Annotated in this window: 13 protein-coding genes; 3 read left to right on the forward strand and 10 right to left on the reverse strand. The window is 51.1% G+C overall.

From position 1 onward, the window contains the following. Positions 1-40: 40 nt before the first annotated feature. The 6 genes from thrS to HHO50_RS07330 form a co-directional block, all read right to left on the reverse strand. A complete protein-coding gene (gene thrS, locus HHO50_RS07305; protein ID WP_181305355.1) occupies positions 41-1,978 on the reverse strand; it encodes a threonine--tRNA ligase in 1,938 nt (645 codons plus the stop codon). 49 nt (positions 1,979-2,027) lie between these two features. Next, positions 2,028-3,020: a tetratricopeptide repeat protein gene (locus HHO50_RS07310; RefSeq protein WP_181305356.1), complete on the reverse strand. Its 993-nt coding sequence runs from the start codon at positions 3,018-3,020 to the stop codon at positions 2,028-2,030. A gap of 274 nt (positions 3,021-3,294) precedes the next feature. Continuing rightward, positions 3,295-5,769 carry a DUF5686 family protein gene (locus HHO50_RS07315; RefSeq protein ID WP_181305357.1) on the reverse strand — a complete coding sequence of 825 codons (2,475 nt, stop codon included), beginning with the start codon at positions 5,767-5,769 and terminating at the stop codon, positions 3,295-3,297. Positions 5,770-6,112: 343 nt separating this feature from the next. Next, positions 6,113-6,901: a hypothetical protein gene (locus tag HHO50_RS07320; RefSeq protein WP_181305358.1), complete on the reverse strand. Its 789-nt coding sequence runs from the start codon at positions 6,899-6,901 to the stop codon at positions 6,113-6,115. Positions 6,902-6,964: 63 nt separating this feature from the next. Further along, a complete protein-coding gene (locus tag HHO50_RS07325; RefSeq protein WP_181305359.1) occupies positions 6,965-9,718 on the reverse strand; it encodes a DNA gyrase/topoisomerase IV subunit A in 2,754 nt (917 codons plus the stop codon). Then, positions 9,711-11,582 (reverse strand): DNA topoisomerase IV subunit B, encoded by a 1,872-nt coding sequence (locus tag HHO50_RS07330; RefSeq protein ID WP_181305360.1) that lies wholly within the window; start codon positions 11,580-11,582, stop codon positions 9,711-9,713. The genes HHO50_RS07325 and HHO50_RS07330 overlap by 8 nt, the downstream gene beginning before the upstream one ends. Before the next feature lie 326 nt (positions 11,583-11,908). Between HHO50_RS07330 and HHO50_RS07335 the strand changes: the two genes are divergently transcribed. Together HHO50_RS07335 and HHO50_RS21515 are read left to right on the forward strand one after the other, a co-directional pair. Next, entirely contained in the window at positions 11,909-13,021 is a 1,113-nt protein-coding gene (locus HHO50_RS07335) for an AI-2E family transporter (RefSeq protein WP_181305361.1), read from the forward strand. 780 nt (positions 13,022-13,801) lie between these two features. Next, a complete protein-coding gene (locus HHO50_RS21515; protein ID WP_181305362.1) occupies positions 13,802-15,223 on the forward strand; it encodes an exonuclease domain-containing protein in 1,422 nt (473 codons plus the stop codon). Positions 15,224-15,255: 32 nt separating this feature from the next. Here the strand turns inward: HHO50_RS21515 and HHO50_RS07345 are convergent, their stop codons facing one another. Then, a complete protein-coding gene (locus HHO50_RS07345) occupies positions 15,256-16,845 on the reverse strand; it encodes a hypothetical protein (protein ID WP_181305363.1) in 1,590 nt (529 codons plus the stop codon). 155 nt (positions 16,846-17,000) lie between these two features. Here HHO50_RS07345 and HHO50_RS07350 point away from each other — a divergent pair, with 155 nt between their 5' ends. Then, complete coding sequence (locus HHO50_RS07350; RefSeq protein WP_255478643.1) at positions 17,001-18,593, forward strand: hypothetical protein; 1,593 nt, start codon at positions 17,001-17,003, stop codon at positions 18,591-18,593. 407 nt (positions 18,594-19,000) lie between these two features. On the opposite strand, the gene HHO50_RS07355 is transcribed toward HHO50_RS07350, so the two are convergent. The 3 genes from HHO50_RS07355 to HHO50_RS07365 form a co-directional block, all read right to left on the reverse strand. After that, entirely contained in the window at positions 19,001-19,525 is a 525-nt protein-coding gene (locus HHO50_RS07355; protein WP_181305364.1) for a GNAT family N-acetyltransferase, read from the reverse strand. A 56-nt stretch (positions 19,526-19,581) separates the two neighbouring features. Continuing rightward, complete coding sequence (locus HHO50_RS07360) at positions 19,582-20,649, reverse strand: DNA topoisomerase IB (RefSeq protein WP_181305365.1); 1,068 nt, start codon at positions 20,647-20,649, stop codon at positions 19,582-19,584. Between the two features lie 79 nt (positions 20,650-20,728). Beyond that, positions 20,729-20,974 carry a hypothetical protein gene (locus HHO50_RS07365; RefSeq protein WP_181305366.1) on the reverse strand — a complete coding sequence of 82 codons (246 nt, stop codon included), beginning with the start codon at positions 20,972-20,974 and terminating at the stop codon, positions 20,729-20,731. Between the last annotated feature and the right edge of the window lie 61 nt (positions 20,975-21,035).

Consider the following 21,035-nt stretch of genomic DNA (forward strand, 5'->3'; position numbering starts at 1 on the left):
CCTTTATCCCTGTAAAATAAAAGTATTTTTCTAATATTTTTTAACTGAGCATCTCTGCCAGTACTGCCTTGAAGTTGTCTACGAAGGCGTCAACGCGCAATGTACCCATGTCTCCCAAGCCGTGTTTCCGCACCGACACAATCTCGTTTTCTTGCTCTTTCTCCCCTACAATGATCATGTACGGCACTTTGCTCACTTCGGCATCCCGTATTTTACGGCCGATTTTCTCATCACGGGTGTCAATGTATCCTCTGATGTCCTGCTCGGCCAACTGTTCGTTTACCTGGTGGGCGTAGTCATGGTATTTTTCAGAAATAGGCAGAATGGCTACCTGGTCTGGGCTGAGCCACAGCGGGAAATTCCCGCCGCAGTGCTCAATGAGTACCGCTACAAAACGCTCCAGCGAACCAAACGGGGCCCGGTGAATCATGACCGGACGGTGCTTTTCGTTATCGGCGCCAATGTACTCCAGCTCAAAACGCTCGGGTAAGTTGTAATCTACCTGAATGGTTCCCAGCTGCCACTTACGGCCCAGGGCATCGCGTACCATGAAGTCCAGCTTAGGCCCGTAAAACGCAGCTTCGCCCAGTTCAGTTACAGTAGACAGGCCTTTTTCGGCGGCAGCCTCTATAATTTCACGCTCGGCTTTTTCCCATAGCTCATCAGACCCAATGTATTTGGCCTTGTTCTCTGGATCCCGCAAGGAGATTTGGGCGGTGTAGTTATCAAAGCCCAACGCCTTGAACACGTATAATACCAGGTCAATTACCTTAGTGAATTCTTCTTTCACCTGGTCTGGGCGGCAGAAGATGTGGGCATCGTCCTGGGTAAAGCCCCGCACGCGAGTTAGGCCATGCAACTCGCCACTTTGCTCATACCGGTACACCGTCCCGAACTCGGCCAGCCGCACCGGCAATTCCTTGTAAGAACGCGGACGGGTTTTGTAGATCTCGCAGTGGTGCGGGCAGTTCATGGGCTTCAGCAGGAACTCCTCGTTCTCGTTGGGGGTCTTGATGGGCTGGAACGAATCTGCCCCGTATTTTTCGTAGTGGCCCGAGGTCACATACAGTTCTTTGGACCCGATGTGCGGGGTTACCACCGGTTGGTACCCGGCTTTCATCTGGGCTTTGCGCATGAATTGCTCCAGGCGCTCGCGCAGCAAGGTGCCTTTTGGTAACCACAACGGCAGCCCCATGCCCACTTTCTCAGAGAAAGCGAACAGCTCCATTTCCTTGCCCAACTTGCGGTGGTCGCGGCGTTTGGCTTCCTCCAGGCGCTCCAAATACTCGGTGAGTTCTTTCTGCTTAGGGAAGGTGATGGCGTACACGCGGGTCAACTGCTTGCTCTTCTCGTCACCGCGCCAGTAGGCACCGGCCACGTTCATGAGCTTGGCGGCTTTGATAAAACCCGTGTTGGGAATATGTGGCCCACGGCAAAGATCCGTGAAGTTTCCCTGGGTGTAGAACGTGATGGTTCCGTCTTCCAGACGCTCCAGCAAGTCTAATTTATAGGGGTCGTTTTTCTCGGTGAAGTAGGCAATCGCGTCGGCTTTGCTAACCGGCTTGCGCACGTAGTCACTTTTCTGACGGGCCAACTCCAGCATTTTCTGCTCAATGGCCGGGAATTCCTCCTGAGAGAGCGATTTCCCTTCGCCCAGGTCAATGTCATAGTAGAACCCGTTTTCAATGGCGGGGCCAATACCCAGTTTAACGCCAGGATAAAGCGCCTCCAGTGCCTCGGCCATTAAGTGCGCCGAAGAGTGCCAGTAGGTTGCTTTGCCTTCGTCATCGTTCCAGGTCAACAATTGAATGGAGGCATTTTCAGTGATAGGGCGCGTTAAATCCCACACCTGACCGTTCACTTTCACGGCCAACACGTTGCGGGCTAACCCTTCACTGATGGAGGCGGCAATCTCAATTCCGGTTACTCCCTCCTGGTATTCACGGACCGAACCGTCTGGTAAGGTAATGTTGATCATATATAAAGAAATAAACTTCTTTGTTTTAGCCTAGTTTTCGGCAAAATAGCTAAAAAACAGATACGGAACGCAATGTATCTAGCATAGGCCTAGGTTGTACGGGTCTATTGATACGTTGCAAAGCTACACTATAGCGCCGGTTCTGCGGATATTTTCTGATTAAATATACATAGTGCGGGCGGGCGGCGGCCTTTTGGCCGGCCCACTCCAGACAGGTAGCCAGAATCCAGCGGTTATGTTCGGTGAGCGGAAGCCCTAATTCCTGCGCTTTCAACAACTGCGGCAAGGCCGTGCTGTACTGCCTTTTCTTGTACCAGGCCTCTCCTAACCCGGCATACCCCTCGGCCTTGTCTGGCTGTAGATTGATTGATTTTCCAAAGCAGGCAATAGCCGTATCAGTCAAGTTACGGTTCAGATAGTACTGCCCCAACTGTTGCCACCAGAAACCGTCATGAGGCTGTTTCTGAACGCCTTTCTGCACCATGGGGATAGCCAGGTCATACCATTTACGGGCGGTGTAGATGGCACTTAATTCCCTAAAAGCGGGTAATGAAGCCGAGTCCCGCAGCAAGGCGCGGTTCAGGTTGAAAATAGCGCGGGCTGTATCGCGCGTGCCCGCCTGGGCTTTGGCCAGCAGTACGTAATATTTGGCTTCTCCCGGACTCAGCCTGATGGCTTTGCTGCTGTGGCTAAGTGCCCGCTCATACATTTTCAAACCCACGTAGGTTTCGGCCAGAATGGCTTCTGATTCTGGGGAGTAGAAGTTGAAGGCGTTGGCTTGCATCATCATTTTCATGGCCTCCTGGTACTGCTGCTCACCCGCCAATATTTTGGCCCTCCAGAAATACGCCTCGCCCAGCGATGGATCCAAGGCGATGGCCAGGGAAAGGTCTTTGACGGCGGGTTGCGTTTTGTCCAGGGCTAGGTACAGCTTTGCCCGTTTCACATACCATTCCGGCGGCGGGTTCCGCTGCTCCAGCGCCTTGCTCAGTTCGTCTATCTGGGTGGGAAGGCTGCTGTCTACCCGCGTGGGATTGAACATTCTCTCCTGCGTTGTTTCCTGGGAACAGGCAGATAGAAACCCAATGCCTAACCATAAAAGCAAAAGAGGAAAACGCATGCGAGAAAACAGGTACATGAAAAGATGACAGGACGAAGGTACCATTTCCAGATTAGTTCTGCTTTGTTTTAACCCTGATTTTGAAAAAACAGCCCTTTAACCAGATGGTGCGCGAATAGGAATCTGAGGGAAATCACTGCTTCTAAAGGACAATCTGACGTTTTAACCCTTATTTTGTAAAAACAGCCTCTAAACGCTACGGGTTCACTGACACTGACAGGCGCAGCCCCCACAAGGGAGCATCCAGATCTTGGTACGTTACCCTATGCACCAGATCTACCCGTAACACTTGAAAGATGTTCTTGAAGCCCACGTTGACTTCGGCATAGGGGTCTTTCCCCAGACGCTGGAAGTTCACATTTCCAGTACCCGAAGCCGGGTGAGCAGGTTTGTTTTTATCTGTGAGCCTACCGTACAGAACCGCTCCGCCGGCCACCAGCAACAGCTTCGTTTTCTTCAGGAGCGGCAGACGGTTGGTGATGGAAAATGCCCCTTCAAAATGGTGGTCATAGCGCAGCGAAACATATTCATCGGTGGCGAAGGAGAAGAACGGCATGAGGTTGTAGCCGTGCAGAATAAAGAAAGGCGTCTCGTTGCCTATGGGCACCTGCAGCAGCGGCAACGGTACTTTGGCGAAGGTTTTCCCGGCTTGCAGATAGTAGCGCCCATACCCGAAGATGCCCGCCCGCACCCGCTGCTCCACCGACAGAGCCACTTCCTGGTAGGTTAAATCAGAGTTCATCACTCCGCTTATGCCCGCCGAAACATCTAACCCGATGATGGGGGCATTGGAATTGGAGATGGGGATTTTCTCGTAGTGCCTGATCAGCATCTTCTGATCTGGGGAGAAACGCAGGCTCAACGAAACATCGGTGGTGCTGAAACCGGCGTATTTGGAATCTCCTTTTACACCGCTCAACGGCTCTGCATCAAAGACAGGCCGGTAATTGGTGCGCCGGAACGTCACGCGCTGCCGGAAGGAAGGAAACCATTCCCGTTCTGCCCACATCTGCATGCGTTCCTGCTGGTACGGAAAGTTCATCTGCCCCCATCTGAACGCGGAGAAAAACAGGCTGTTCAGTTGCGTGTTGTTCAGATCCATGGAGGCGGGCCCCACATCGTTCAGGTAACTTACCCCCCACTCCGTCCATTGCTGACGGTCAGCGACGTACCTGATGTTGAACAGGCTTTTGAAAGACTCATCTCTGGTGCCGTAGCCCACATACCCGTTCAAAATCCAGTTAGGATGGAATTCTGGGGTGGTTCTGCCGCCTAATTGAAACCGGTGGCCCTCCAGTTTGTTGTAAACGTACGTGCCGAACACCGGGCCCCACTCAAATTTGTCATTGAGCGGCAAATGCCCTTCCACCACCACCCTGATCAGTTTCACGGCACTTTGGATCTCGGGCAGCTTGTTGATCTGGGCAATGGATTCCACCCTCTTCTGCTCTTCCGGGGAAAAAGCCTGCGGCCGAACCGTTTGCCAGTATTGCTCCTGATGCTTCAACGCCGAATCACTGATCTGGTGCGTCATGTCAAAGAACTCTTCAGGCTTTGGTTGGCCTATGACCAGATCTGTGTAGGTGGTCACGGTTTCTACGAACAGACGAACATCTGAGCCGGGCAAGCCGGTAATCTGGAACTTTCGCTTGCTGGACAGTGGCAGGATAGACGAGTTTTGCTCATCCCAAGCCTGCACAATTTGGAGCTCTTTCACGAAGTTGAGGGCTACGTCTTTGTTCAGCTTCAGCTCAATGCGGCGCAGCGAAAAGGAGCCCTCGGCAATCCACATCTTACCTTCAAAGGTGAGATCCTGTGACCTTTTGGGAATGATTTTAATTCGGTACACTTTCCCACTTGCGGTTTCCACGCTGTCCTCCAGGTCATAGTCATAATAACTGGCCCACTGGTTTGCGATGGGGCTCACGAAATCTTTGTCAAACATGCGCATCCAATTCTGGTTCAGCGAAAAGTGCTCGGCCTGCGCGTTCAACAATTGCGCGATCTGGCTTTCGCGTTCAATGCCCACGCCTACCACTTTACTGGCCTTCAGAATCTCTTTTGAATTAGGCGGGTCACGGCTCAAGAAGGTTTCTTTGACGGTTTCAGACTGGAAGATGGGCAACGAGGCCGTTCTGGAAGGCGCATGGCTAAGGGTGAGGCTGTCCAGGTAAGGAGCGAACCGTTTGGAAAAGCCCTTCCTTTTGTCTTTCGCCTCCCGTTCCAGAATGCTGCCCTTCATTAAGGTATAGGTTCCAAACTGAATGGCTGGCTGGTTTTCGGGCAAATAGAGGTGCTTGTTTTGGGCGGCAGCCCGCACAATTCTATAAGCCGGATTCTCCCTGGGGCGCACCACAATTTCCTGGATGGCATAACTCTGGCGCACCAATGAAATATTACCGTTTAACTGGAGATCTCTCACCGCTTTTATAACCGGGGAATACCCCAGCAACGTGAAAGTGACAGTGTCTGCAATTGTGTATTTCCTGATGATGTACTGACCTGCTTCATCCGTAAACGAGGGAATTTTGGCAGACTGCAGATACACGGTGACATAATCCAGTGGCTTGTGGGTTTCCGCATCTGTGACCCTCCCAATCAAAGGTGACGTTTGGGCATGTGCCGCCCTAACGCTCATGAACAGGAAAAGATAGATCAGGACGTTTCTCACCTTGTAGAATTTGGTTTTCTAATATACTAAATATGTTCCCTTTCCTATTTAACAAACCCGCTCTACATCCTATATTTTAATTGAATTAGGAAAAAATGAGCCAAAAAGGGAGACTTCTGCTGGCAGAAGCTTCCCACCAAAGAAGACCAACTTGAGAAAATCCCTACTTAACACCAACCAGTATTTACTAACTGCCATTGATTTTATGGCGCAGGCGCCCGTTTGCGCCAGGAGGCATCTAACCAAAAAACCACCTGATTTTAAGCTATTTTCTCTAAAATAGCCCTAAAACGAAAAGGCCTCCCTCTGCTATGAGGGAGGCCTTTTTGCGGGTGAAGAAGTCTTACGCTCTTACTTTCAATACTTCCTGCAACAAAACTTTACACCTTCTGCTCAACTCCAGGTCTTCGGTAGTAACCAGTTTCTGATCCAGGGCCTTTTGCAAGGTGCTCACGCAATCGCTGGTCAGGTCTGCTTCGCGCTGCACGCGGGCCAGGTCATAGTAGTACAACAAGTTAGAGGGATCTAACTCAATGGCTTTGATAAAAGCATTGATGGCAATTTCATTGGAAGAGGTGGGCAAAGGAAGCTGTGTCAAGAGTTTGTTTGCCGATCTCTCCGCAAAAGAAAGGTTGGCTACCTTAAACGCCCAGCGGCCCATGAGATGCCAGGCACCGGCATGGTTTGTATCTTCAGCTAAAGACTTGTCCAGATAGGTTTTAATGTGGGTTAGCTGCACCATGCGGTCTTTGATGGCTACTGTCTGGCACAGATTGCTCAGAGAAAGCGCCATGGCGTAATTGGTCTCAGCCGAAAGGCTGTCTAGTTCCATGGCTTTCTGAGCAAACCCGAAGGCTTTCTGGAAATATAAACTTTTGTGGGTGTCGTCAAAAAATCTGTTGCCAATACGGCCGCAGACAATGCTGGCCTTGATTAAAGCCTCTTGCTGCTCTGGTTCATCAGAAAGCAGTAATTCATATTTTGCCAAGGCCTCAGTGTCCTTGTATTCACGAAACAGTTGATTGGCCTCCCATAAAAGTTTTTCCGAACCTAAGCCGCCGGCAAGGGCCGCCAGGTTCGGAAAACTCATGAGAGTCAACATGAAAAGCATCAGTCTAAATGTTCTGCGCATACATTCCCGGGTAATCAGTTTAGTCCAACGTACGGGTAATCTACGAAAACAATTCAGAAATTCCTAGAACAGATTGAGCTGTTTCTTAGGTGTCTTAGCTGGTGCTGGCAGATCCCCGTTTTGTTCACTCTCTACGGATAAATCCAGGGCTGGTTTTAGTGTTTCTAAATCAAGCAAGACTTCGTCTCCGGTAGAGAAAGAAGCGGTTGCCGATTGCACTATTTTAGGCTCTACCTTTACCGTTTTTATTTGCTTTGTACCAATCTTAGGCCTACTCAGCTCTACTTCTTCCTCTTTTTGGATACTTGCCCCAAAGATTTTGAAGTAGTTCAGTTTGTTGCCCATGGCCCGCCAGCCTTTCACGTCTATGAAGTCACTCAGCAACAGGTTTTCTGTCTCTTTCTCAGACTTCTTATCCCGCAGGAACTTAATTTCTGCTTTAGGTTCCGGGTGCACCGAGGCCGTCAACAGTTTGGAGCCCTTCGTCTCAGAGATGAAGGTGAAGCGCTTGCCAATGGTGGTGGTCTCCACCACAAAGCGTTTCACATAAGAGACTTTGGACTCACCTTCGGTGTAGATGGCAGACACCACCAACTCCGGGGAGAACTTATGGATCACCTCAATGTTGGGCACATCATAGTGGTTGGTCAAATCAAACGAAGTCATCTCATAGGTTCCGTCTTTGAAGATCACCAGAATGGTGTCATCGGTGTTGAAGGAACCCAGGTACCGGCCTCTGTTCTCGGCGTTCAAGCGCCCGATCACCTCGTCATAATAGATCTCACGTCCGCCGCGGGTGGATTCTCCCAGGGCTTTCTGCACGATTTTCTTGATGGGGTGCTTGGTCACGATGTTTCCCTGCGAGCCTTTGCCTTTGATGAGCAGCTCGGCAAAGTCAAAGTCGAACTGTTTCACGCGGGCGGTGCTGGCCGGTTGCAATGTGATGGCCACCAACTCAGACTCAGAGTTAGGGTTCGCCGTCAAGTACACCACCTTAGAGTTTTTCTCGCCCTTGGTCAGATCATACTCTTTGTCGCGGGTGATGGAGGTCACCGCAAAACGCTTCGCGAACGAGATGCCGGTCTTTCCATCCACGTAGATCATGTTGTAGACCATGTGCTCATCATTCTTGTTGTAGACGCCCACGTAGATGATGTCTTTGCCCATGAAGATCTTGTCGCTGATGCGGGACACCATGAACTTGCCGTCTTTTCTGATGGCGATGATGTCATCCATGTCAGAGCAGTCCACCACAAACTCGTCTTTTTTGAGGCCATAGCCCACGAAACCGTCTTTGCGGTTCACGTACAGCTTCTGGTTGGCCACGGCCACTTTCTGCGCCGACACCACATCAAAGGTTCTGATCTGGGTTTTGCGCTCTTTGTTTTTGCCGTATTTGGCCAAAAGGCCTTCAAAATAGCTGATGGCATAACGGGTCAGGTTCGCCAGGTTATCGGCTACCTCGGCCATTTCATCCTCCAACTTCTTGATGAACTCATCGGCTTTAAAGGAATCAAACTTGGAGATCCGCTTGATCTTGATCTCCGTGAGGCGCACAATATCGTCCTGGGTCACCTCGCGGCGCAAGATAGGTTTGTAAGGATCTAAGCCTTTGTCAATAGCCACCAAAACGGCTTCCCAGGTTTCGCACTCCTCAATGTCCCGGTAAATGCGGTTCTCAATGAAGATTTTCTCCAGGGACGATTGGTGCCACTTGTCTTCCAGCTCACCCATCCTGATCTCCAGCTCCCGCTCCAGCAACCGTACGGTTTTGGCGGTGGACATGCGCAGCAGCTCATCCACGTTCAGGAAACGGGGCTTCTCTTCAATGATCACGCAGGTGTTGGGCGAGATAGACACTTCACAGTCGGTGAAGGCGTACAGCGCGTCAATGGTCAAGTCAGGCGAGATCCCCGGCGGGATGTGCACCTGAATCTCCACTTCGGCGGCGGTGTTGTCCACCACCTTTTTGATTTTGATCTTGTTGTTCTCGCTGGCCTTTACAATGGAGTCCATCAAAGCCGTGGTGGTGGTGCCGTACGGTACATCCCGGATGATGAGCAGCGACTTGTCTACTTTCTCAATAGTAGCCCGCAAGCGGATTTTGCCGCCTCTGCCCCCACCGTTGTAGTTCGTGAAATCAGCCAACCCCCCCGTCGGGAAATCCGGAAGCAAGGTGGTTTTGCGGCCTTTGAGCACGTCAATGGATCCTCTGATCAACTCCCGGAAGTTGTGGGGCATAATCTTGGTGGACAAACCCACGGCGATCCCCTCCACGCCTTGCGCGAGCAACAGCGGGAATTTCACCGGTAAGGTGACCGGCTCGTTTTTACGACCGTCATAGCTTAGTTGCCACTCAGTGGTCTGCGCATTGAAGACTACATCCAGGGCGAATTTGGTGAGGCGCGCCTCAATGTAACGCGGAGCCGCCGCACTGTCGCCGGTGCGCACGTCGCCCCAGTTCCCCTGGGTTTCAATCAATAAATCTTTCTGGCCCAGGTTCACGATGGCATCGCCAATGGAAGCGTCCCCGTGCGGATGGTACTGCATGGTCTGCCCAATCACGTTCGCCACTTTGTTGAAACGACCATCGTCCATTTCCTTCATGGCGTGCATGATGCGGCGCTGCACGGGTTTGAAACCGTCTTCCAGGGCAGGCACGGCCCGCTCCAGAATCACGTAGGAGGCGTAGTCCAGAAACCAGTTCTCGTATAACCCCGAAACGGAGGTTATCTCATGGATCACCTCTTCCCCATCCAAGGACGTGGAAAGTTCCAGGTTGTTTTCAGGCTCGTTTTCCAATTCTTCGTTATGCATACTCCTCTTCTACTATATCTTTCTCAATCTTGAGATTCTCAATGATAAACTGCTGCCGCTCCGGGGTGTTCTTGCCCATGAAGTAAGACAGCATCTTTTGAATGTTCTGCTCGGTCTTGCCCATGATCACCGGCTCCAGCCTAATGTTGTCCCCAATGAACTTTCCGAACTCCTCCGGCGAGATCTCGCCTAGTCCTTTGAAGCGGGTGATCTCTGGGTTCTTGCCCAGCTTGCGCATGGCGTTCTGCTTTTCCTGCTCGTTGTAGCAGTAAATGGTCTCTTTCTTATTGCGCACCCTGAAAAGCGGCGTTTCCAGAATGTACAAATGGCCGTTCTTCACAAGATCTGGGAAGAACTGCAGGAAAAAAGTCATCAGCAGCAAGCGAATGTGCATTCCGTCCACGTCGGCATCGGTGGCGACCACCACGCGGTTGTAGCGCAGACCTTCCAGGCCTTCCTCAATGTTGAGGGCGTGCTGGAGCAGGTTGAACTCTTCGTTCTCGTACACGATCTTCTTCTTCAGCCCGAAACAGTTCAAAGGCTTTCCGCGCAAGCTGAATACGGCCTCCAACTCCACGTTTCTGGATTTGGTGATAGAACCGGAAGCCGAGTCGCCCTCGGTGATAAACAAAGTGGTCAAGGCTTCTTTCTCCAGTTCCTTGCTCTCCCCGAAGTGAAAGCGGCAGTCGCGCAGTTTCTTGTTGTGGAGGTTCGCTTTCTTGGCGCGTTGGTTCGCCAGTTTCTTGATACCGGCCATATCCTTCCGCTCCCGCTCACTCTGCTCAATGCGACGGCGCAGGGCATCGGCCACGGCCGGGTTCTTGTGCAGGTAATTGTCCAGGTGCTCCTTCACGAAATCATTCACGAAGTTCCGAACGGATGGCCCTTCATGGGCGATGTTGATGGAACCGAGCTTGGTTTTGGTCTGGCTTTCAAAAACCGGCTCCTGCACCCTAATGGCAATGGCGCCTACAATGGAACCCCTGATATCGGTGGCATCGTAGTCTTTCTTATAAAACTCGCGCACGGTTTTCACCACCGCTTCGCGAAAGGCGGCCAAGTGCGTCCCGCCCTGGGTAGTGTACTGGCCGTTCACGAAGGAATAGTACTCCTCGCCATAATCATTGCCGTGGGTGATGGCCAGCTCAATGTCCTCCCCTTTCAGGTGGATGATGGGGTAGCGCATGGTTTCCTCGGCAATCTTGCGGCTCAGCAGGTCTTTCAGGCCATTTTCAGACAAATACTTCTGTCCGTTAAAATGGATGGTAAGGCCCGCATTCAGGTAGACGTAGTTCCAGATCTGGTTCTCCAGGAACTCGGGAATGAAGTGGTAGTTCTTGAAAATAGTGTCATCGGGCACAAAGACGGTAGTGGTGCCGTTGCGCTGGTTGGAGTCTTGCAGCGGTTCATCGTTCACCAGTTCGCCGCGCTCAAACTCGGCTACTTTGGTTTTTCCGTCCCGCACCGATTGGATTCTGAAGTTGGAGGACAAGGCGTTCACCGCCTTGGTACCCACCCCGTTCAGGCCTACCGATTTCTGGAAAGCACGGCTGTCATACTTCCCACCAGTGTTGATTTTGCTCACGCAGTCAATCACCTTGCCCAGCGGAATACCGCGGCCGTAGTCGCGCACCACTACTTTGTGGTCAGAAATCTTTACTTCAATGGTGCGCCCGTGCCCCATCATGTGCTCATCAATGGAGTTGTCAATCACCTCTTTCACAAGAATGTAGATCCCATCATCGGGAGAGGAACCATCACCTAGCTTGCCAATGTACATGCCCGGACGCAGCCGGATGTGTTCACGCCAGTCAAGGGAACGGATACTATCCTCGTTGTAGGTAACATCAATTTGCTCAGCCATACAGAAGGTAAGGGTTTAGTAGAATTAGGTAAAATTAAAATAAATTTAGCGGGTACTTTGCTATTAAAACCGCGAAAAGGCAATTTTAATGCCGGCAGAACCCGTATAAAACCTAGATTTAGTGTCTGGCGGGTTTCGCCAGCGGGGTAGTTTTCGTACTTAAATGTAACCAAATTTAGCACTTGGCAGTTCATTCAGAAAACCTTATTTTGCCTTTGATTTTAGCAAAATAGCCTATAATCTGATTACCAATACCTTGTAAAACTAATTAAATTAGCAAATTAAACAAATTCCCTCTCTCCGAGTTACCTATCAGAAACAAACCCATGGAAATAAAACTACCCTCCTATTTTAAGTACACCGTCATTCTGCTGGGGCTGTTTCTGCTGCTTCATTTCCTTCAGACGTTTAGTCCGGTGCTCATACCCATTTGCTTTGCGGGGTTATTTTCCTTGCTGCTGCTGCCCATGGCCAGAAGCCTGGAAAGGCGGCTCCCCAGATCGGTGTCCATCATTATTTCCTTGATTGTGATCATCATTGTGCTGGGGCTCCTGATCTGGTTTCTGTCGGCCCAGTTAAGCAACTTCTCTTCTGAGTTGGCCGAAATCAACAGCAAGTTCTCTTTGCTGCTGGCTAAGTTTCAGGCGTTCCTGTTTGAGCGGTTCGGCATTAAACCCACCAACAAAGCTGAATTCATGCAGAAGGCGCTGGGAAACGTAACGCAAACCGGAACCGCTTTTCTGGGCAGCACTATCTCGCTTACCACGGGTGCCCTCACGGTTTTGTCCCTTATTCCTATCTACATCTTCTGTATGCTGTATTACCGTGACCACCTGCGGCAGTTCATGTTTCAGTTCATCACCAAAGATCGGCGCGAGCCATTGATGGAAACCGTGGACAACATTCAGCGGGTAGTGCAGGGCTATCTCTCCGGACTTTTAATCGTGATTTTGGTGGTATCAGTGTTGAACTCGGTGGGTTTGATGATCATGGGCGTTGAATACGCCATTTTCTTCGGGGTGATGGCGGCTATCTTAACCGTCATTCCTTACATAGGCATTCTGATTGGGGCCATGTTCCCGGCCTTGTTTGTGCTGGTGAACACCGGTTCTGCCGGTCAAATGCTGATTGTGATTGGTATTTTCGCCTTTGTCCAGTTCCTGGAAGGCAATTTTATCACGCCGTTTGTGGTGGGCTCCAAAGTGAGCATTAACCCGTTTGCCGCTATTCTGGCGCTGATCATTGGGGGGGAAATCTGGGGTGCCCCGGGCATGATCCTTTCCATCCCTATCATTGCTATCCTGAAAGTCATCTTTGACGCGTATGAACCCCTGCAACCTTTTGGTTTCCTGCTGAATGACATCCACAACGGCCCCGAAGAAAACCGGCTTCTAAAGAAACTGAAGAGCAGGACAAACCAACTGAAAGGCCCCCAATAAGAGCCGTTGAAACGAAACCAGCCTCAAAACAGGGTCACCTAAGTAGCGGGACAGATTAAGCCTACTCCTTGTCTTCCTTCCAGGAAAACAAGGAGTAGGAGATGCTTGTTGTACTCCCATTCTCCTGAATCTGTTTAGAGTTTTTCATGAACCGGCACCTAAAGCAATTCTTCTGGGGCAAGCGTCAACCAATGCCATCGCTTTTAGGCTACTTTTATGAAAACAGGCAGAAAAACAAGAGGCCGTTATTGGCATACTACCGCAAACATCCGTTTGTACCACCGTTTTCAGGGTGTTTTTAGGAAAACAGGCGCAAAACTCTAAACAGCTTCTCCTGTAAGATTGCTACCCCCAGGCATTAACCTGACCTGGCTGGTGGTTCCCGGCGAGTCTGGAGTCTCGCGCCAGTACTTTCTAAAGCCTGCTTCCGTGAGGCTGCCCGCTCAAAGAGCCCGCCGCTCCTACGAGTGTCTACGCCAATGCCGTTTCAAGCCTGTTTCCCTTAAAATAGCCCCAAAACGCTCCGCCAGGGCTCCAAGACCTCACAGGTTTGGGGGCCGTTTTAAGCCTGTTTTCCGCAAAACAGGCTTAAAACGCATTGGCAGGGCTCCCCTCTCCGCGGGAGAGGGGCTGGGGGTGAGGTCTCTCTTTCTGCGTAACGGCAGTAATCTAGTATCATCTATAGTTTAAAGCCATAAGGGCGAATGAAACGATCTTACCAGTTTTATGGTTCTAATAAGGTTAGCACTTACAAACCATCTTCCACCTTAACCAGAGCGCGTGTACGCCATTATAGATATAGAGACCACCGGTAGTCAGCCCGCCGAAGATCGGATTACCGAGATCGCGATTTTCATCCATGACGGCAACCAGGTAGTAGACCAGTTTCACAGCCTGATCAATCCAGGCCGGTCTATCCCCTATTTTATTTCGCAGCTCACCGGCATTACCGATGAAATGGTGCGCGACGCGCCCAGATTCCATGAAGTAGCCAAGCAGATTGTGCAGATCACCGAGGGCAACGTGTTTGTGGCCCACAACGTGCGCTTTGACTATTCCTTTGTGAAAAAGGAGTTCGCTGACCTGGGCTTCACGTTCCAGCGCAAGACACTGTGCACCGTGCGGCTAAGCCGAAAACTGATGCCGGGGCTTCCCTCCTACAGTTTGGGCAAACTCTGCAAGAGCATTGACATCCCGCTGCAGATGCGCCACCGCGCCATCGGCGACGCCGAAGCCACCGCCGTGCTTTTTGACCGTTTACTTAAAATTGACGAGAAAAAGGTCTATGACGCGCAGGACGACAAACTGCTGGAGACTTCCTCTATTTCCAAGGAAATCAAAACCTCTTTGCTGCCACCAGCCATCAGCAAAGACATGGTAGATGCCCTGCCGCTGGAAGCCGGCGTGTATTATTTCCATGACGAAGACGGCCAGATCATCTACGTAGGCAAAAGCAAGAGCATCCGCAAGCGCATCATCCAGCACTTCAACATTGATTTCAAGAGCAAAAAGTCTATTGAGTTCAAGAACCGGATTGCCACCATCACCTATGAACTGACGGGCAGTGAATTGGTGGCGCTGCTGTTTGAATCTGACGAGATCAAGAAACGCAAACCCTTCTACAACCGCGCGCAACGCCGAAGCGTGTACCACTCGGGCATTTACTCTTATTATGACCAGGAGGGTTACCTGCGGCTCACGTTCCAGAAAGCCAAGACTGAAGTGCCGCCGCTGTTAACCATGTCCAACCAATTTCAGGCGAAGAACTTTCTCTATAATAGAGTGGCCAAGTACAATCTCTGCCAGAAAATGTGTGACCTGTACAAATCTAACGGGCCCTGTTTTGACTACCAGGTGCACCAGTGCAAAGGGGCTTGCGTGGGCAAAGAATCACCAGAAGATTACAACCAGCGGGTCATTGAGTCTATTGACGCGTTCAAATATGACTATGATACCTTCGTGATTATAGGCAAAGGCCGCAGTGCCGACGAAAAATCTGTGGTGGTGGTGGACAATGGCCGTTATCTGGGCTTCGGGTATTTTGACGAGACGTTCAGCGCCAGCTCCCTGGGGGACTTTAAAAGCGTGATCAAATACTACAATGACAACAAAGACACCCAGCAGATTATAAGAGGCTACATGCGCACCAAACACCAGGACAAAGTACTGGTGTTTTCCTCTGATGTGGACGTGGCGCTTTAAGCCTGTTTTCTGAAAAGTAGGCTTAAAACACCTTAATGCAGACGGTGCCGCAGAAGCCAACCGGCCCCGTTGAATTCCTGCGCGGCCGGAGTATATTCCTCCCGTTTGATCATGTCGTTCTTTTCATACTCGTTTCCGTCCTCTTCGTCCAGCAGGTTTATTTTCTTGCCGGTAAGTTGAAAGGAAGGCTGCACGGTTAGCTGGTCGGTTCCTTCCCCACCGTAGAGCCGCAGTTTGATTTTATTCCGGCCTTTTCCGGCCAGCACAAACGTGTCTTCACCGCCTAATCCGTAGATAGCAAGGCTGGTGGTTTCTGAGGGGGAAAAAGACTTCTGGTGCAGCAGTATTTCCGTTGCGTCTTGCGCGGCTGCCCAATGCTGCACCACCACCCTGCCGTCTTCCTCAAACTGTACCACAAACCGGTCTTTGGCCTCTGTGCCGGGCAGAAGCACCTCTTTGTTTATGAGCTTATAAAACGCCGCCGAGGCAGCCGGTAAATCTTCGCGCCTTGATCTGAGTTTGGCGGTGAACTCCCGGGCAGACAGTTCCCTGATTTGGGTGGGCCACTCTTGGAGCGCTTCCGCGATTACCTGGTCTGACAGTTTCTGCTGAAGTTCCCGCGCCGCTTGGTCAAAGTCACGTTTGGTGAGATACGCCAAAAGATGGCCATCCATCTGCGACGAACTTTTGATGAGCCCTTTTACATTCTTGCCCACAATGGTTTTGTCAAAACTTTGGTAATTCAGCTTAAAAACGCTCACCAGTTTGGTGAGAAGTCCATCGTTGAATTTAAAGAAAGCGTGGTCTCGGTCGCGCGGGATGGGTTCATACTGGGTGCGTGCTCCTTTTTCTGCTACGGCCCAACGCCACTGGTCTTCCCGCCTGCTCCAATCGCTTAGCCACATATCAAACAGCCTGGACAAAAGGTACCGCTTGGCATCTACCTGATGGGCCGGGTTGCCGATGAGGTTTTCAAAAGCCTTTCTGGAGCTTACTATGCTTTTGGGATTGCCAAAGCTCCGGAGATTTTCCCAATTCCCATCGGGGCGTTCTTCCAGCAAAGCCAGCATCTGGGCAAACTCTTCCCGGAACTCGCCTAATGCCGGATCATCGGCGATGTACACCAACCTGGGATTGGTGTGGTACACCCCGGCCGCGGAGGCCAACGTTGGTACCAGAAAGGCACCGTACGGGTGAATAACGCTGGTCTGGTCACGCATTAAGTTGGCTACAAACGTTTTCCGCAGCTTACTGGGCAGTGCCTTTGTTGGGTCTTTGTCAATGGAGCGCAGCACGTACTCCCGCCCGGCGGCATCAACCAACCGTAGGTTCTTCGTCTGGAAACTTCCTCCTTCTTTTAAGGGCGTTACGCCGCCTTTGAACTGGCTTACCCAGAAATAAGGCACCTCCACCGGTTCTGCCCACACCGGGCGGTAATGGCGGCCCCACCAGAACCTGTGCCAGGCACTTTTAAGATAATGCTTTCCGGCGGCAACAGTGATGGTAGCGTCTGAAGGCTGCGCCCTTGCTTTACCTGGTTGGAGCAAAAGAAACGCCAGCACCCAAAGTAACCGGTGTATTAAAATGCTGTTTCCCTTTTGGTTAGATAGGTGTAGTGCCATAGGTGCGTATTTATACCTAAAAGCCTGCCGGTATGTTCTGCTTCTGCAAGGCAGGGGCTGTAAACCAGAAATGGGAAAAAGACTTATTCCGGCTAAAAAGAGGAAGATAACTTTTATGGTACACTTTCTGTATGGCAAATATTCAAACATTCTATATGCGGAAACTACTGACTTTTTCTTTCTCCATTCTTTTAGTGTCTTCCGGCTGCGCCCGGAAAGAATACTTTCAATCATCGGCGTTGGTGGGAGCTGTGGAGCAGGAACGGAACGCCAAATGGGATTCGGCCACGGTAGTGGCGGGAAAACATTACCAGAAAGGATTTCTCCACCACCTCTTCTGGGGGAAACACTACCGCAACGTTTGGGCCCAGCCCGTTACCTTACCCGTCTTAGACATCTCTAAAATGCACGGCGGGCTGAGTCCCGAAAAAATGGGCGGCGGTTTCCAGACCACCAGCCTCACGCTGCAGAACGAGGCCGGAAAAGAATACGCCCTGCGTTCCGTTGACAAAGATCCGCAGGACATTCTTCCCAAAGGCCTTCGCAAAACCTTTCTTACCAACCTGCTCAGAGACCAGACCTCGGCCGCCCATCCGTACGGGGCCCTCGTGGTTTCCCATCTGGCGGGGGGTGCCAGAATTCCCCACAGCCATCCGCGCTATGTGTACGTTCCCAAGAACGAGAAAGGCCTGGGAAAGAACTCTTCGGAGTTCCAAGACAAAGTGTTCATGCTGGAGGAAAAATACGAAGGCAAAGCAGCCATTACCAGTTACCTGGGCAAAGCCAAAAACCTGGTAGACTCCAAAGACTTCCTCCGGAAGAGATTCACCCAGCACGCGCACCTGCCAGACCAATTATCGTTTGCCAAAGCCCGGTTGTTTGATGTCTTGATTGGCGACTGGGATCGCCACGAAGGCCAGTGGCAATGGGCCGTCTATGATACCAGCCACGTCACCACCTACACCCCGGTACCCAAAGACCGGGATCAGGCCTTTTTCAAGTTCGATGACGGATTAGTGCCCTGGCTTTTCAGCCGAAGCTGGGCACCTTTAAAAAAAATGAAGACCTTCCACGCGCGGGTTTCCTCGCCCGAAGGCTATCTGCAGAACGCAGCGTTCATAGATGCCCGCTGCCTGAACGAAGTCACCCTGGAGCAGTGGCAACAACTGGCGGTACAACTCCAAACCCAACTGACAGATAGCGTCATTGCCGCCTCGGTAGAGGCCTTGCCCCCCCAGGCCTACGCCTTAACCGGAAAAGAGATCCAGCAAAAGCTTCTCTCCAGACGCGATCAATTGCCCCAATTGGCCCACGCTCTCTACCGCAGTTTAGCCAGACACGTACTGGTGGCGGGCACCGACCAGAAAGAGAAGTTTATGGTAGAACGTCTGCCCAATGGCGATACCCGGGTTTTAGTGTCACAACTGGCCAGTAAAGACAAAGAAGCCCCGCTGCTGGTGTTTGACCGTGTTTTCAGGAAAATAGACACAAAATCAATTTCTCTCTACGGCCTTGCCGATGAAGATGAGTTCATTCTCACCGGCCAGGGCCGAAGCGGCATCAAGGTTAACCTCTATGGCGGAATGGGAGAAGATGAGGTGAAAGATGATTCCTCCGTAAAGGGCTGGGGCAAGAAAACCCGTGTCTATGACACCAAACAAGGCATTGAGGTAGAGAAAGGAAAAGAAACCAAGCTCAAGAAATCGCGTGACGTCAAAGTCCACGCTTTTGACCGCGAGGGGATTTGAAGATGTGGAGATGTGGAAATTTGGAGATTTGAAGATGTGGAGATTTGAAGATGTGGAGATGAGGAGATGAGGAGATTTGAAGATTTGAAGATGTGGAGATGAGGAGATGAGGAGATTTGGAGATGTGGAGATTTGGAGAGGGGGAGATGTGCCGATATGGAAGCATGGATGGTTGAAGGTCACCAAATGGTACCGCCTGCTATGGCGCCTCTTTACTTCCGCGCCATAGCAGGCGGTACTAAAGAGGCTGTAAGATTTCCAAGATCTCACAGGTTTGGGGCCAGTTTCTGTAAAACAGCCCCAAAACACTTCACTTCAACCATCCTCCCCATCTTCTCATCTTCTCATCCCCTAATCTTCTCATCTCCAAATCTCCTAATCTTCTCATCTCCACATCTCCACATCTCCTAATCTTCCACCAGTTCTTTCACGGGGCGTTTCCACCAGCTGTTATCGCGGGTGTGGCAGTCCCGGAGGAAGCCGTTTCTGGTCAGGATCTTTTCTGAGGCGGTGTTTCCGGTCTCGGTTTCAGCGATGACGGTGGAGATGTCTGGCCGGTTGGAGCACCAGGTCAGCAGGCCGTCAATGGCTTCACACATGATGCCCTGTTGCTGGTAATCTGGGTAGGTGCCGTAGCCAATCTCCACTTCCCCGGTCTCGTCGGGTTCACCTTTAAAGCACAAATCCCCCACTAGTAGCTGCTCTTTTTTAAGGACAATGGCCCATAAGGTGTAGAAGTAGTATTCGCGGGGATGAAACGGGATCAAGCGCAGGAAGTAGTTTTCCAGGGCATCTGCCAGATCGGCTTCAATGTTTTTGGGGGTGTGCTGGAGGCCGAGCTGCTTTTCCAGCGAACCGTTGTTGGCGGCATACAATTTCAGTTGCGCCTCTGTGAGGGGCTGAATGAGCAGGCGTGGGGTTTCAATGATCATGTGCTTTGCCTTTTTGCAGATGAAAGATATTCATAAAAACCAGATTTTTTCCATCGCTATTTGATTGCTTTTAGCATTTTAATAACAAATTCCTCTGTTCTGGACAGGTAAGGGTTCTCTTTTCGTTTCTTGGCATCGTGCTTCCGGAGGTAGTCAATCAGTTTTTCCTGCTGGAAGAGGCTCACCACTTCGGGGTGGATGTAGTATTTGTTGCAGACGCTGGGCGTGTTGCCTAATTCCTGCGCCACCAGTTTGGCGGCCTCCTTCACCGCCTTTTCTTTGGAAATGGCAGGGTCTTCCCCCAGAATATGCTCCAGGCTTTCTACCATCAGTACCGTGCCCCCCCACGTCCGGAAGTCTTTGGCCGTAAACTCCTCCGGGCACAGGCTGCGCAGGTATTCGTTCACGTCCCCAGATTCAATGGGCTGACGGTTTCCTTCATCATCATAGTACTGGAAAAGATCATACCCCGGAATATCCTGGCACTGTTTCACCAGGCGCGCCAACCGCCGGTCTTTGATGCTGATTTCGTGTTTGATACCTTTCTTGCCCACAAAGTCAAGCTTGAGGTGGTCGCCTTCCACTTTCACGTGCCGGTCGCGCAACGTGGTGAGCCCGTAAGACTTGTTTGATTTGGCGTACGCTTTGTTTCCTATTCTGATGAACGAGTTATCCAGCAACTCCACCACAATGGCCAGAATCTTGCGCTTCTCCAGCTTCTTAAGCCGAAGGTCTTTCTCCACCTGCTTCCTGATGGCGGGCAAGGCGTTGCCAAACGCAATCATGCGCCCGAATTTGTTTAGGCTTCTGACTTGTTTCCACTGCGGGTGGTAGATGTACTGTTTGCGGCCTTTGTCGTCTCGGCCGGTGGCCTGAATGTGGCCGTTGGCCATGGGGCAAATCCAGACATTTGTCCAGGCCGGTGGTATGACCAGTTTCTGAAGACGCTCCAACACCTTCTCATCGGTCACGGGTTCTCCCTTGGCCGTAAAATAGGTAGCGGTCTTCCCCTTCAATACCCGGGTAATGCCGGGTTTGGTGTCTGGGAAATAACGAAGGCCGGCCTGCTGGGCAGAAACGGTCGCATCGGCATAGATGGCGTGGGGAGTTAACTGGTTTTCCATTTCAAGGTAGCGCTAGAGAAGTTTCACTCCTTAAACCCGTGCGGAAGATAAAAGTTGTAGCTTTGTTTTCGGCCTGTTTTCAAGAAAACAGGCCGAAAACAAACTTTTCCCTTTCTCCTTTTTCCGCATAAGTTTGAGACGGGTGCATTTGCAAACTTGCCTCATGTCCACCACATTTACGCCAGTAACAGTGCGGTAGGTCAATGGTAAGGGCGATGACGCTTTTCTTCTGGCCTGCTAGCGGACAGGCCAGGGAGCCAGCTTTCGGCCTCTTTTCAAGAAAACAGGCCGAAAACAAACCGTATCCTTGTCCTGCTTCTTTCATGGGCAGCAGCAACCAGCCGTTGTTGTCATTTTACCAGAGTTCTCGTAGAAGTGAATTTTAA

The sequence above is a fragment of the Rufibacter sp. XAAS-G3-1 genome (assembly GCF_013623775.1).
In the GTDB taxonomy this organism is placed as follows: Bacteria; Bacteroidota; Bacteroidia; order Cytophagales; family Hymenobacteraceae; genus Nibribacter.